Source organism: Streptomyces sp. NRRL F-5135 (genome assembly GCF_000719775.1).
Taxonomy (GTDB): domain Bacteria; phylum Actinomycetota; class Actinomycetes; order Streptomycetales; family Streptomycetaceae; genus Streptomyces; species Streptomyces hebeiensis.
Genome location: NZ_JOHR01000001.1, coordinates 807,138 through 820,501, shown reverse-complemented (window position 1 = coordinate 820,501; position 13,364 = coordinate 807,138). Strand labels below are relative to the sequence as shown.

The 13,364-nt window shown below is 70.9% G+C and carries 9 protein-coding genes and 1 tRNA gene; 6 read left to right on the top strand and 4 right to left on the bottom strand.

The genetic code is table 11. The features are described from left to right. Position 1: 1 nt before the first annotated feature. The 3 genes from eboE to IG02_RS0103605 all read left to right on the top strand — a co-directional run bounded on the left by eboE (position 2) and on the right by IG02_RS0103605 (position 3,771). Positions 2-1,171 (top strand): metabolite traffic protein EboE, encoded by a 1,170-nt coding sequence (eboE, locus tag IG02_RS0103615; protein WP_030741682.1) that lies wholly within the window; start codon positions 2-4, stop codon positions 1,169-1,171. After that, positions 1,168-2,616 (top strand): nucleotide pyrophosphatase/phosphodiesterase family protein, encoded by a 1,449-nt coding sequence (locus IG02_RS0103610; protein WP_051764361.1) that lies wholly within the window; start codon positions 1,168-1,170, stop codon positions 2,614-2,616. The genes eboE and IG02_RS0103610 overlap by 4 nt, the downstream gene beginning before the upstream one ends. Before the next feature lie 90 nt (positions 2,617-2,706). After that, complete coding sequence (locus tag IG02_RS0103605; protein WP_030741676.1) at positions 2,707-3,771, top strand: sugar phosphate isomerase/epimerase family protein; 1,065 nt, start codon at positions 2,707-2,709, stop codon at positions 3,769-3,771. Between the two features lie 144 nt (positions 3,772-3,915). Here IG02_RS0103605 and IG02_RS0103600 read toward each other — a convergent pair whose 3' ends face one another. The 4 genes from IG02_RS0103600 to IG02_RS0103585 all read right to left on the bottom strand — a co-directional run bounded on the left by IG02_RS0103600 (position 3,916) and on the right by IG02_RS0103585 (position 10,639). After that, positions 3,916-5,304: an OFA family MFS transporter gene (locus IG02_RS0103600; RefSeq protein ID WP_030741673.1), complete on the bottom strand. Its 1,389-nt coding sequence runs from the start codon at positions 5,302-5,304 to the stop codon at positions 3,916-3,918. Between the two features lie 146 nt (positions 5,305-5,450). Beyond that, positions 5,451-7,547, bottom strand: a complete 2,097-nt coding sequence (locus tag IG02_RS0103595; protein WP_030741671.1) for an acetate--CoA ligase family protein — start codon at positions 7,545-7,547, stop codon at positions 5,451-5,453. A 113-nt stretch (positions 7,548-7,660) separates the two neighbouring features. Next, the gene (gene frc, locus IG02_RS0103590) at positions 7,661-8,926 is read right to left on the bottom strand and encodes a formyl-CoA transferase (RefSeq protein WP_051764358.1); all 1,266 of its coding nucleotides are present in this window, start codon (positions 8,924-8,926) and stop codon (positions 7,661-7,663) included. Positions 8,927-8,938: 12 nt separating this feature from the next. Further along, positions 8,939-10,639: a thiamine pyrophosphate-binding protein gene (locus IG02_RS0103585; protein ID WP_030741665.1), complete on the bottom strand. Its 1,701-nt coding sequence runs from the start codon at positions 10,637-10,639 to the stop codon at positions 8,939-8,941. A gap of 172 nt (positions 10,640-10,811) precedes the next feature. On the opposite strand from IG02_RS0103585, the gene sucC reads away from it, so the two are divergent. The 3 genes from sucC (at position 10,812) to IG02_RS0103570 (ending at position 13,244) form a co-directional block, all read left to right on the top strand. Then, positions 10,812-11,987 (top strand): ADP-forming succinate--CoA ligase subunit beta, encoded by a 1,176-nt coding sequence (sucC, locus tag IG02_RS0103580; RefSeq protein WP_030741662.1) that lies wholly within the window; start codon positions 10,812-10,814, stop codon positions 11,985-11,987. 92 nt (positions 11,988-12,079) lie between these two features. After that, positions 12,080-12,976 (top strand): succinate--CoA ligase subunit alpha, encoded by an 897-nt coding sequence (sucD, locus tag IG02_RS0103575; protein ID WP_030741659.1) that lies wholly within the window; start codon positions 12,080-12,082, stop codon positions 12,974-12,976. A 180-nt stretch (positions 12,977-13,156) separates the two neighbouring features. Next, positions 13,157-13,244 (top strand) — tRNA-Leu (locus IG02_RS0103570). Positions 13,245-13,364: the final 120 nt, after the last annotated feature.

The window sequence follows — 13,364 nt, the reverse complement described above, 5'->3', positions numbered from 1 at the left end:
GATGCGCTTCCGCCACCCCGACGGCTCCACCGTCCACCTCTCCTACTGCACCAACGTCCACCCCGCCGAGACGCTCGACGGCGTCCTCGCCCAGCTCCGCGACCACTGCGAGCCGGTGCGCAGACGCCTGGGCCGGGACCGGCTCGGCATCGGCCTGTGGCTCGCCAGGGGCGCCGCACGGACCCTCGCGGCCGACCCGGCCGCGCTGCGCGGCCTGCGCGCCGAACTGGACCGGCGCGGCCTGGAGGTCGTCACCCTCAACGGCTTCCCGTACGAGGGATTCGGCGCCGAAGAGGTCAAGTACCGTGTGTACAAGCCGGACTGGGCCGACCCCGAACGGCTCTCCCACACCGTCGACCTGGCCCGGCTGCTGGCCGCGCTGCTGCCCGACGACGTCACCGAGGGCTCCGTCTCCACCCTTCCGCTCGCCTGGCGCACCGCGTACGACACCGCCGCCGCGCGCGCCGCGCACACCGCGCTGACCGTCCTCGCCGAACGACTCGAAGCCCTGGAGGAGCTGACCGGCAAGACCGTACGGATCGCCCTGGAACCGGAACCCGGCTGCACCGTCGAGACCACCGCCGACGCCATCCGCCCGCTCACCGGCGTCGGCAGCGACCGGATCGGCATCTGCGTCGACACCTGCCACCTCGCCACCTCCTTCGAGGACCCGGGGACCGCCTTCGACGCCCTGGACGCCGCCCGCGTCACCATCCCCAAGGCCCAGCTCTCCGCCGCCCTGCACGCGCAGTCGCCGCACCTGCCCGAGGTACGGGCCGCGCTCGGCGCGTTCGCCGAACCCCGCTTCCTGCACCAGACCCGCACCCTCACCCCCGACGGCCTGCTCGGCACCGACGACCTGGACGAAGCCCTCGGCGGCGACGCCCTGCCCGACACCGCCCCCTGGCGCGCCCACTTCCACGTCCCGCTGCACGCCCCGCCCGCCCCGCCGCTCACCTCCACCCTCCCCGTGCTCCAGGACGCCCTCGCCCGGCTCGTCGGCGGCCCCGCCCCGCGCACCCGGCACCTGGAGGTCGAGACGTACACCTGGCAGGCCCTCCCGCCGGAGCTGCGCCCCCGCTCGCGCGGCCGGCTCGCCGACGGGATCGCCGCCGAACTCACCCTGGCCCGCGACCTGCTGGTCGACCTCGGCCTGAAGGAGCTGCCGTGACGGACGCACCCCAGTCCACCCCCCGGGCCGCCGACCGGCCCGCCGACCAGGCCGCGCCCGGGTCCGCCACCCGGCCCACCCCCCTCCTCGTGCTCGACGTCGTCGGCCTCACCCCCCGGCTCCTCGAACACATGCCGCACCTGAAACGGCTGGCGCGGGCCGGCTCCCAGGCCCCGCTCACCACCGTCCTGCCCGCCGTGACGTGCAGCGCGCAGTCCACCTTCCTCACCGGCACCCTCCCGGCCGAGCACGGCATCGTCGGCAACGGGTGGTATTTCCGCGAGCTGGGCGACGTCCTCCTGTGGCGCCAGCACAACGGCCTGGTCGCCGGCGACAAGCTCTGGGACGCCGCCCGCCGCGCCCACCCCGGCTACACGGTCGCCAACATCTGCTGGTGGTACGCCATGGGCGCCGACACCGACTACACCGTCACCCCCCGGCCGGTCTACTACGCGGACGGCCGCAAGGAACCGGACTGCTACACCCGCCCGCCCGCGCTGCACGACGAACTGACCGAGAAGCTCGGTACGTTCCCCCTCTTCCACTTCTGGGGGCCGGGCGCCGACATCGTCTCCTCCCGCTGGATCGTGGACGCCACCCGCCACATCATCCGCACCCGCACGCCCGACCTGGCGCTGTGCTACCTCCCGCACCTCGACTACGACCTCCAGCGCTACGGCCCCGACGACCCCCGCGCGCACCGCGCGGCGGCCGAACTCGACACGGTCATGGCCCCGCTGCTCGACGAGGCCGCGGCCGAGGGCCGGACCGTGGTCGCCCTGTCCGAGTACGGCATCACCCGGGTGTCCCGGTCGGTCGACATCAACCGCGCCCTGCGCCGCGCCGGACTGCTGGAGGTCCACACCCAGGACGGCATGGAGTACCTGGACCCCATGGCCTCCCGGGCGTTCGCCGTCGCGGACCACCAGCTCGCCCACGTCTACGTCCGCCGTCCCGAGGACCTCGACGCCACCCGCGCCGCCCTCGCGGACCTGCCCGGCATCGACGAACTCCTGGACGACGAGGGCAAGAAGCGACACGGACTCGACCACCCGCGGTCGGGTGAACTGGTGGCCGTCGCCGAACCGGACGCCTGGTTCACGTACTACTACTGGCTCGACGACGACCGGGCGCCCGACTTCGCCCAGCTGGTCGAGATCCACCGCAAACCCGGCTACGACCCGGTCGAGCTGTTCATGGACCCGCTCGATCCGTACGTCCGCCTCAAGGCGGCCAAGGCGATCGCCCGCAAGAAGCTCGGCATGCGCTACCGGCTCGCGGTCGTGCCCCTCGACCCGTCACCTATTCGCGGCAGCCACGGCCGCCTTCCGCCGAGCGACGACGAAGGTCCGCTCATCCTGTGCTCCATCCCCCGAGCCGTCGGTGGCCGCGTCGCGGCCACCGATGTGAAGTCCCTGCTCCTCCAGCTTGCCGCACGGCACTGACAACCGGCCCCGTGCCGTGACCGGCTCCGTACCGCGACCGGCACCGGCCGCCGGGTCGGCCCGGTCACACCCTCGACAAGGAGTTCCCTCATGAGCCGCAAGAAGCCCGCAGACGCCGAACTCGCCCACAAGCTCAGCAGACGGGGCATGCTCGGCGTCGCCGCCGGTGCCACCGCCGCCGCCGTCCTCGGTGCCTCGGCCGCCCAGGCCGCCGCCCTCGACAAGACGCCCGCCCCCGATCTCGGCCACGGCCACGGCGGACACGGCAAGGGGGCGCCCGTCCTGCCGCCCGGCCGCCTCGGCATCCAGCTCTACTCGCTGCGCGACAAGGTTTCCACGATCGGCTTCGCCAAGGTCTTCGACGAACTGGAGCGCTTCGGCTACGACGAGATCGAGTTCGCCGGCTACACCCAGGGCACCGCGGGCGCCATCACCCTGCCCCAGCTCAAGCGGCTCGCCAGGGACCACGGACTGAAGCCCATCGGCAGTCATGTCAACTACTACGACAACAACAATCCCAACGCCTACAGCTTCGCCCAGAACCTGGAGAAGGTCCTGGACGACGCCCAGACCCTCGGCCTGGAGCACATAGGGACCGCCGCGGGCCCGTTCCGTTACGGCTCCACCGTCGACGCCTGGAAGCGGGCCGCCGAGGACTTCAACACCTACGGCGCGGCGGCCAGGCGGCGCGGGATGAAGTTCTACCAGCACAACCACGCGGAGGAGTTCTCCTTCGCCACGGACGATCCGAACGTCCGGCTCTACGACGTGCTGCTCGCCGAGACCGACCCCGACCTGGTCTACCTGGAGATGGACATCTACTGGGCGCACGCCGCCAAGTTCCGTTTCAGCAAGACCCCGGAGGGCAGGCCCGCGCCGCTGGACCCGCTGCGCTACGTCCTGAAGCAGCCGCACCGCTACCCGCTCTTCCACGTCAAGGACGGCATCGAGGACACCACCACTCGCGACGGCTACCGGATGGTGGACGTCGGTGACGGCGACATCGACTACCGGCGCTTCATGTCGGCGGTGAACAAGACGCACGGCGGCCGGCGCGGCCACCACTGGCAGGTGGAGCACGACCAGCCCGTGGACTCCATGGCCTTCGCCCGCAAGTCGTCCGCGCACCTGCACTCGCTGCGCGAACGCCGCTGACCCGCGGCCGGGCCGGCCGGGTCCCACCAGGTCCCGGCCGCGTGACGACGGCCCTCCGCACGGCTCGACAGGAGCCGTGCGGAGGGCCGTCCGTCCGTCGCGGACCGGGCCGCGGCCCCACCGGGACGCGTGCCCGCCGTCAGGTCAGGCCATCTCCCGTCCTATCGGATGCGGATTGGGTTCGACCCGGCCGGCCCGCGGCCGCCCGGGCGCCCGCAGGAACAGCGCCAGCACGGCCGACGCGATGCCCACGCTGCCGGCGAGGATGAACGCCCCCTCGTAGTCCCACGCGGCCACCACGACGGCTCCCATGCCCGAGCCGACCAGCCCGGAGATGAGCTTGGAGCTGTAGACCACGCCGTAGTTCGAGGCGTTGTGGTTCTCCCCGAAGTAGTCCGCCGTCATCGCCGCGAACAGCGGGAAGATCGCGCCGCCGCCGAACCCGGAGACCATCGAGCAGAGCAGGAAGAACGGCATGCTGCCGAGGGATCCCGAGGCCAGTACGCCGTACTGCGCCAGGCCCAGGACCCCACAGACGAAGACCAGGGTGTTGCGGCGGCCGTACCGGTCGGAGATCCAGCCGATGACACCGCGTCCGGTGCCGTTGACGATCGCCTTGAGGGACATCGCCGTTGCCACGATCCCGCCCGCGAAGCCCATGTCCTTGCCGAAGGGCACCTGGAAGGCGATCCCGAAGATGTTGATCCCCGCCGTGCACAGCAGGCAGAACCACATCATCCACAGCACCGGCGTGCGCACGGCCTCCCTCGGTGTGTACTGCTTGACCGCCGGCGGGTTCTTCTCCAGCGCCCGCCGCACCCGGGGGTCGTCCGACTTCTTCAGCGGGTCGGCGTGGACCGGCCACCAGTGCTTCGGCGGGTCCTTGAAGAACCAGCCGGCGACGGCGACGACCACGCAGCAGATCACGCCGACCGACACCAGCACGCCCTGGTAGTTGCTGAGGTCCATGTACGAGGTGAAGAGGAAGACGAACGGCACCGAGCCATAGGCGAAACCGCCGTTGACCAGGCCGGTCTTGCCTCCCTTCCGCTCCGGGTACCACTTGCCGACCATGTTCACGCACGTCGCGTAGATCAGGCCGGCGCCGATGCCGCTGAACATCCCGTAGCCGAGGTACGCCACGATCACATGCGGCGCGTAGGCGAGGGAGAGGTAGCCGAGGAAGGTGCCGAGAGCACCCAGGAACATCGCGTGCCGTGCCGGTAACCGGCCGCTCTCGCGGAGCTGGCCGGCCGGGAAGCCGACAGCCGCCTGGAAGAAGATCCAGACGCCCATCAGCCAGAATATGTGCCCGCTGCTCCAGAGATGGGCCTCGTGCAGAGTGTCCTCCGCCGAGGTGAACGCGTACTCCGACGAACTGATGCCGAGCATCCCCATCCAGGGGAAGAGCACCATCGTCCATCGCGGCCGCCCCATGATGTCCCGGTCGGTCTCGCCGATCCGGTACACGCGGCCGTTGCGGTCCGTCACCTCCTTGACGGGGACGGAAGTGGGGAGTTCGGTGGTTGTCATGTGGGTTCCCTTGCGTCGAAAGAGCTGGCCAGCGCCCCCTGTCCAATACCTTTCGGTGTCGCTCGGGTGTCATCAGGTCATGCGCCTCCTCCTCCCCGGGCCGCCCGCCTCCGCGTGACGGCCCGTCGTGCTCCCGCGCCGGCCCGTCACAGCAGGCCCGCCGCCCGCGCCCACGCGTACTTCGCCCCGAGGGCGGCCACCGGCTTCTCGGTGGTGTACGGGTAGGCCACCACCCCGCGTTCGAACAGGTACCGGCAGGCCTCCTCGACCTCCACGTCGCCCGCCAGCGAGGCGACCACCGGCTTGGTGACGCCCCGCTCCCGGAACTCCGCGACGACCCGCGCCGTCAGCTCGGCGAACACCATGGGCGGAGTGACGATCGTGTGCCAGTAGCCCAGCACCAGCGCGTGCACGCGCGGGTCCTCCAGGCCCAGCCGGATCGTCGCCTCGTACGTGGCCGGGGGCTCGCCGCCGGTGATGTCCACCGGATTGCCCGCCGCCCCGAAGGGCGGGATGAACGCCCGGAACGCCCGGTCCAGGTCCGGCGGGATCTCCATCAGCCGCAGCCCGTTGTCCACCACGGCGTCCGAGAGCAGCACGCCCGAGCCGCCGGCGCCCGTGATGATGACTACGTTGTCACCCTGCGGCGTGGGAAGGACGGGCAGTGCCCGCGCGTACTCCAGCATCTCGTTCAGCCCCGGCGCCCGGATCACCCCCGCCTGCCGCAGCACGTCGTCGTACACCGCGTCGTCCCCGGCCAGCGCCCCGGTGTGCGATCCCGCGGCCTTCGCGCCGGCCGCCGTACGCCCGGCCTTGAGGACCACCACCGGTTTCTTGGGCACGGTCTCCCGCGCCGCCGCCACGAAGGCCCGGCCGTCCTTGAGGTCCTCCAGGTGCATGGCGATGCACTCGGTGTGCGGGTCCTCGCCGAACCAGGTCAGCAGGTCGTCCTCGTCCAGGTCCGACTTGTTGCCGAGCCCCACGATGGCCGACACCCCGGTCCCGGTGGTGCGCGCGAAGCCGAGGATCGCCATGCCGATGCCGCCGGACTGCGAGGTCAGCGCCACCCCGCCCTTGACGTCGTACGGCGTGCAGAAGGTGGCGCACAGGTCCTGCCAGGTGGAGTAGTAGCCGTAGATGTTCGGCCCCAGCAGCCGTACGCCGTACTCCTCGGCGATGGCCACGATCTCCGCCTGGAGCTCGTGCTCGCCCGTCTCCGCGAAGCCCGAGGGGATCAGCACCGCGTTGGGGATGCCCTTGCGGCCGACCTCGTCCAGCGCCGCCGCGACGAACTTCGCGGGGATCGCGAAGACCGCCACATCGGGTTCGCCGGGCACGTCCATCACGCTCTTGTACGCCTTGCGGCCGAGGATGTCATCGGCTTTCGGGTTCACCGGGTGGATCTCGCCCGGAAATCCACCGTCGATCAGGTTCCGCATGACCGAATTGCCGATCTTGCCCTGCTCGTTGGAGGCACCGATCACGGTGACCGAGCGGGGGCGCATCAGCCTGCGCATCGACGCGAGGATCTCCTCGCGCCCGTAACGCCGCCGTGCGGCGGGCTGCTCGTCGGTCAGCAGGATCCGTACGTCCGCGGCCATCACGCCGCTCTCGGAGGCGAACACCGGATTGAGGTCGACCTCCACGATCTCGGGGAAGTCCGCGGCCAGCCGGGAGACCGTGACCACCAACTCCGCCAGCGCGTCCCGGTCGACGCCCGCCGAACCGCGTACACCGCGCAGGACGTCCGCGGCCCGGATCCCGTCGAGCATCGACAGCGCGTCGTCCCGCGTCGTCGGGGCGAGACGGAAGGTGACGTCCTTGAGGACCTCCACCAGCACCCCGCCGAGGCCGAACGCCACGATCTTGCCGAAGGTCGGGTCGGTGACGGTGCCGACCAGCACCTCCGTGCCGGCGGGCACCATCTGCTGGATCTGCACGCCCAGGATCCGTGCCTCGGGGTCGTACGCGCGGGCGTTGGTGACGATGGCGCTGAACGCGGAGCGCACCTCGGCGGCCGAGTTCAGCCCGATCCGCACACCGCCGGCGTCCGTCTTGTGCAGGATCTGCGGGGAGACGATCTTCATCGCCACGGGGAAGCCGATCCGGTCGGCCAGTGCCACGGCCTCGTCGGCGCACTCGGCCAGTCCCTCGGCGGGGGTGGGGATGGCGTACGCGTCGGCCACGGCCTTGCCCTCGGGGCCGGTCAGTGCCGTGCGCCCCTCGGCGAGTGCGGTGTCCAGGACGGCGCGTACCGTCCGCCGCCGCTCGTCGGCGGCCGTCTCGGCGGCCGCTCCGCCGGTCGTTCCGTCGGTCGTCGCGTTGTGGGTGGTGCTGACGCTGGTGCTGTTCACCGCTAGATGACTCCGTTCGTCTTGAGCAGGCTCAGTTCCGTCTCGTCCAGGCCGAGTTCGCCGGCGTACACCTCGTGGTTGTGCTCGCCGAGCAGGGGCGAGGTGACGACGTCCACGGGGGAGTCGGAGAGCTTGAGCGGGCTGCCGACCGTGGTGAACGAGCCGCGCTCGGGGTGCGGGACCTCGACCACCATCTCGTTGGCCGCCAGCGAGGCGTCCTCGATGATCTCCTTGGTGGAGAGGATCGGGCCGCACGGGATGTTGTGCGCGTTCAGCTTCTCCAGCACCTCCCACTTGGGGAGGGTGGCCGACCACTCCTCGATGAGCTGGAACATCTTGCCGAGCTTGGGCAGCCGGGCCTCCGGCGTCGCCCACTCCGGGTCCTCCGCCAGTTCGGGCCGGCCGATCAGCTCGGTGACCGGCCGCCAGCCGACCGGCTGCACGATCACGTACACGTAGTCGTTGGGGCCGCCGGGCGCGCACTTGACCGCCCAGCCGGGCTGCCCGCCACCGCTCGCGTTGCCGCTGCGCGGCACCTCGTCGCCGAAGTCCTCGTTCGGGTACTCGGCCAGCCGGCCGTGCGCCAGGCGCTGCTGATCCCGCAGCTTCACCCGGCAGAGGTTGAGCACCGCGTGCTGCATCGCCACATTGACGCGCTGGCCCCGGCCGGTGTGTTCGCGCTGGTAGAGCGCGGCGAGAATGCCGGCGACGGCGTGGATGCCGGTGCCCGAGTCGCCGATCTGCGCGCCGGTCGCCAGCGGCGGGCCGTCCTCGAAGCCGGTCGTGGCCATGGAGCCGCCCATGGCCTGGGCGACGACCTCGTACGCCTTGAAGTTGGTGTACGGGCCCTCTCCGAAGCCCTTGATGGAGGCGTAAACGATCTGCGGGTTGATCTCCCGGATGCGCTCCCAGGTGAAACCCATCCGGTCCACGGCCCCGGGGCCGAAGTTCTCGACCATCACGTCCGAGCGCCGGATCAGCTCCGTGAGGAGTTCCTTGCCGCGCTCCGTCTTGGTGTTGAGGGTGATGCTCCGCTTGTTGCAGTTGAGCATCGTGAAGTACAGCGAGTCGACGTCGGGCAGGTCCCGCAGCTGTTTGCGGGTGATGTCGCCGGACGGTGCCTCCAGTTTCACCACGTCCGCGCCCAGCCAGCCGAGCAGCTGGGTCGCCGAGGGGCCGGACTGGACATGGGTCATGTCCAGGACGCGTATGCCCGTCAGGGCCTTCGGCGCGTCGCTCGCGCGCGGGGTCTCAAGAGCCTGGGTCATCGAAGGGCCCCCTTACTTGTACATGGTCTGGTTCATGGTTCCGGGCGCGTACGCGTCGGGGTCGACCCACACGTTGATCAGCGACGGCAGCCCGGACTCCCGGGCGCGCCGCAGCGCGGGCGCGATCTCGGCCGGGTCGCGCACCTCCTCGCCGTAACCGCCCAGCATCTGGGCGAACTTGTCGTAGTGGACATCGCCGAGGGTGTTGCCGACGCGCTCGCGCTCCTCGCCGTACTTGGCCTTCTGGCCGTACCTGATCTGGTTCATCGAGGAGTTGTTGCCGACGATCCCGACGAACGGCAGGTTGTAGCGGACCAGCGTCTCGAAGTCCCAGCCCGTCAGGGAGAAGGCGCCGTCGCCGAAGAGGGCCACGACCTCCTTCTCCGGCCGGGCCTGCTTGGCGGCGAGGACGAAGGGGATGCCCACGCCGAGGGTGCCGAGCGGGCCCGGGTCCATCCAGTGGCCGGGCGACTTGGGCTGGACGACCTGGCCGGAGAAGGTGACGATGTCGCCGCCGTCGCCGATGTAGACCGAGTCCTCGGTGAGGAAGTCGTTGATCTCGCTGACCAGCCGGTACGGGTGGATGGGCGAGGCGTCCGAGCGCAGCTGCGGCAGCCGCTTCTCCACCGCCGCCTGCTCGACCGCGCGCAGTTCGTCCAGCCACGCCTTGCGCCCCGCCGAGCCGCCGTTCACGTTCCCGCTCGCGGCCTGGGTGACCTGCGACAGGATCAGGCCCGCGTCGCCGACGACGCCGAGGTCGATGTCCCGGTTCTTGCCGACCGTACGGTAGTCGAGGTCGATCTGGACGACCGTCGCGTCCGGCGAGAGCCGCTTGCCGTAGCCCATCCGGAAGTCGAAGGGCGTGCCGACGATGACGATGAGATCGGCGTTGGAGAAGGCGTAGCGCCGGGACAGCTGGAAGTGGTGCGGGTCGCCGGGCGGCAGGGTGCCGCGCCCCGCGCCGTTCATGTACGCCGGGACGTTGAGCGTCCGTACGAGCTCGATCGCGGCGTCCGTGCCCCGGGTCGTCCAGACCTGGCTGCCGAGCAGGATGGCCGGCTTCTCGGCCCGTACCAGCAGGTCGGCCAGTCGCTGTACGGCCTCGGGGTCACCGGCGGCGCGGGTCGAGGCGCGGTAGCGGCCGGTCTGGGGGACGCGGGCCTTGGCGGCCGGCACCTTCGCGTCCAGTACGTCGCGCGGAATCTCCAGGAACGACGGCCCGGGAGCGCCGTGGTAGCACTCGCGGAAGGCCATCGACACCATGTCGGCGGCGCGCGCGGTGTCCGGCACGGTCGCTGCGAACTTGGTGATGGGCGTCATCATGTCGACGTGCGGCAGGTCCTGGAGGGAGCCCATCTTGTGCTGCGTGAGGGCGCCCTGACCGCCGATGAGCACCATGGGGGACTCGGCGCGGAAGGCGTTGGCGACGCCGGTGACGGCGTCGGTCGTGCCCGGTCCGGCGGTGACCACGGCGCAGCCGGGCTTGCCGGTGATCCGGGCGTAGCCGTCGGCGGCGTGGGCGGCGACCTGCTCATGGCGTACGTCTATGACGTCGATGCCCTCGTCCACGCAGCCGTCGTAGATGTCGATGATGTGGCCGCCGCAGAGGGTGTAGATGACCTCGACGCCTTCGGCCTTGAGGGCCTTGGCGACCAGATGCCCACCGGAGACGAGGTCCTGGCCGGCGTCCGAGGTGTCAGGCGTGTCGGGCATGAGGAAGTCACTGTCCCTTCGTAGGGGAGGGACGGGCGCGGGCGCACGCCCTCCCGGTACCGTGCATCGCACATTGCATACAGTCGACGAATACTGTATGAAGCTTGTTATCTCGCATCCAGTGGACGGTGTCCAGGGGGCGTGCGGCACTTTCCGTCAAAAGGGAGCCGGCATGGATCTGTTCGAGCACCAGGCAAGGGAGCTCTTCGCGGAGCACGGCATCGCGGTACCGGACGCCGAGGTGGTGCGCCGGCCGGCCGACGCCAGGGGCGCCGCCGAACGGCTCGGCGGACGCGTGGTCGTGAAGGCGCAGGTGAGGACCGGGGGCCGGGGCAAGGCGGGCGGGGTGAGGCTCGCGGCCGACCCGGTGGCGGCCGAACTGACCGCACGCCAGATCCTCGGCATGGACATCAAGGGGCATCGGGTGCGGGCGGTGATGCTCGCCCGGCCCGTGGACATTGAGGCCGAGTTCTACGTGAGTTACGTCCTCGACCGGGCGGCCGGGACCTTCCTCGCCATCGCCTCGGCAGAGGGCGGCATGGAGATCGAGGAGGTCGCGGCCACGCGTCCGGAGGCGGTGGCGCGGATCCCCGTCGACCCGGCGGAGGGAGTCACCGAGGCCAAGGCGGCCGAGATCGCGGCGGCGGCCGGGCTGCCGCCCGCCGTCGTACCCGTACTGCGCGCGCTGTGGCGGGTGTTGGTGCGGGAGGACGCGCTGCTGGTCGAGGTGAACCCGTTGGTTCGCACAACGAACGGGCTGATTGTCGCCCTCGACGGCAAAGTCACCCTTGACGGCAACGCCCGTTTCCGGCATGAGCGGTGGGCCGGTGGAGAGGGGGAGGCCGGCGGCGAGCGCCAGGGGGGCGGTGAGGGCGGCGTCGACCCGGACATGGACCCGCTGGAGGCCGCGGCGGCGGCCAAGCGCCTCAACTACGTCAAGCTGGACGGCGAGGTCGGTGTCATCGGCAACGGCGCGGGCCTGGTGATGTCCACCCTCGACGTCGTGGCCGGCTGCGGCGCCCGGCCCGCCAACTTCCTCGACATCGGGGGCGGCGCGTCGGCCCAGGTGATGGCCGACGGGCTGGGCGTCATCCTCTCCGACCCGGCCGTCCGGTCGGTCTTCGTCAATGTCTTCGGCGGGATCACCGCGTGCGACGCCGTGGCCGACGGCATCGTCCGGGCGCTGGAGTCCGTGACGCTGACCAGGCCGCTGGTCGTACGCCTGGACGGGAACAACGCGGCGCGCGGCCGGGCGATCCTCGCGGAGCGCGCGCATCCGCTCGTCGAGCAGGCGGACACGATGGACGGCGCGGCGCGGCGGGCGGCGGCGCTCGCACACGCGGGCTGACCGGGCGTGACGAGACCGGCCGGCGCGAAAACGACCGTGACGCGACCGGGCGAGGCGAGACGAGACCTGCCGAGACGAAGGGATAAGAGATCGTGGCCATCTTCCTGACCAAGGAGAGCAAGATCCTCGTCCAGGGCCTGACCGGCGCCGAGGGCATGAAGCACACCCGGCGGATGCTCGCCGCCGGCACGGACGTCGTCGGCGGTGTCAACCCGCGCAAGGCGGGCCGCGACGTCGACTTCGACCAGCGGACCGTCCCCGTCTTCGGCTCCGTACGGGCGGGCATCGAGGCGACCGGGGCGGACGTCACCGTCGTCTTCGTGCCGCCGCCGTTCGCCAAGGCGGCGGTGATCGAGGCGGTGGACGCGGGGATCGGCCTGGCGGTCGTCATCACCGAGGGCATCCCCGTCCACGACGCCGTCGCCTTCCACGCGTACGCCAAGAAGCGCGACACCCGGATCATCGGCCCCAATTGCCCCGGCCTGATCAGTCCGGGCCAGTCGAACGCGGGCATCATCCCGGCGGACATCGCCGCCAAGCCCGGCCGGATCGGGCTCGTGTCCAAGTCGGGCACGCTCACCTACCAACTCATGTACGAGCTGCGGGAGACCCGCTTCTCCACGGCGGTCGGCATCGGCGGCGACCCCGTCGTCGGCACCACCCACATCGACTGCCTCGCCGCCTTCGAGGCGGACCCCGACACCGGACTGATCGTGTTGATCGGGGAGATCGGCGGCGACGCGGAGGAACGGGCGGCCGCCTATGTGGCCGAACACGTCACCAAGCCGGTCGTCGGTTACGTGGCCGGGTTCACGGCGCCCGAGGGGAAGACCATGGGGCACGCGGGCGCGATCGTCTCCGGCTCCTCCGGCACCGCGGAGGCCAAGAAGAAGGCCCTGGAGGCGGCCGGGGTACGGGTCGGCTCGACGCCCTCGGAGACCGCGCGGCTGGTGCTCGACCGCCTGGGGAAGGCGGGCGGCACGGCGTGACACCCCTCGATCGCCACGTACCGTGTTCATCTAGGAGCAATGTGTGCGCGCCCGCCCCTGCCTGGGCCCCGTCGTGCCGCCCATGGCCGCTGACCACCGGATATGCGGGAGAAGAGCACTCCGATCCCCTGGTATCGTTGTGTCTGTCGCCGCGATCGCAGCACCGCGGTTCGACCACTCGTCCGGGTGGCGGAATGGCAGACGCGCTAGCTTGAGGTGCTAGTGCCCTTTATCGGGCGTGGGGGTTCAAGTCCCCCCTCGGACACCAGATCAATCGGTGGCCAAGGTCATTTCACAGAAATGCCCAGGTCGACTTCGCGATGACTCCCAGTTCGGATCGGTCCGGGCTGGGAGTTTTTCTTGTTTCGAGGTCTTGCCGGGTGCGGGT

What these genes read in the sequence shown, in the direction of transcription:
- eboE (WP_030741682.1), top strand. Translation starts at nt 2, where the DNA reads ATGCGCTTCCGCCACCCCGACGGCTCCACCGTCCACCTCTCCTACTGC.
- IG02_RS0103585 (WP_030741665.1), bottom strand. Translation starts at nt 10,639, where the DNA reads ATGCCCGACACGCCTGACACCTCGGACGCCGGCCAGGACCTCGTCTCC.
- IG02_RS0103600 (WP_030741673.1), bottom strand. Translation starts at nt 5,304, where the DNA reads ATGACAACCACCGAACTCCCCACTTCCGTCCCCGTCAAGGAGGTGACG.
- IG02_RS0103605 (WP_030741676.1), top strand. Translation starts at nt 2,707, where the DNA reads ATGAGCCGCAAGAAGCCCGCAGACGCCGAACTCGCCCACAAGCTCAGC.
- frc (WP_051764358.1), bottom strand. Translation starts at nt 8,926, where the DNA reads ATGACCCAGGCTCTTGAGACCCCGCGCGCGAGCGACGCGCCGAAGGCC.
- sucC (WP_030741662.1), top strand. Translation starts at nt 10,812, where the DNA reads ATGGATCTGTTCGAGCACCAGGCAAGGGAGCTCTTCGCGGAGCACGGC.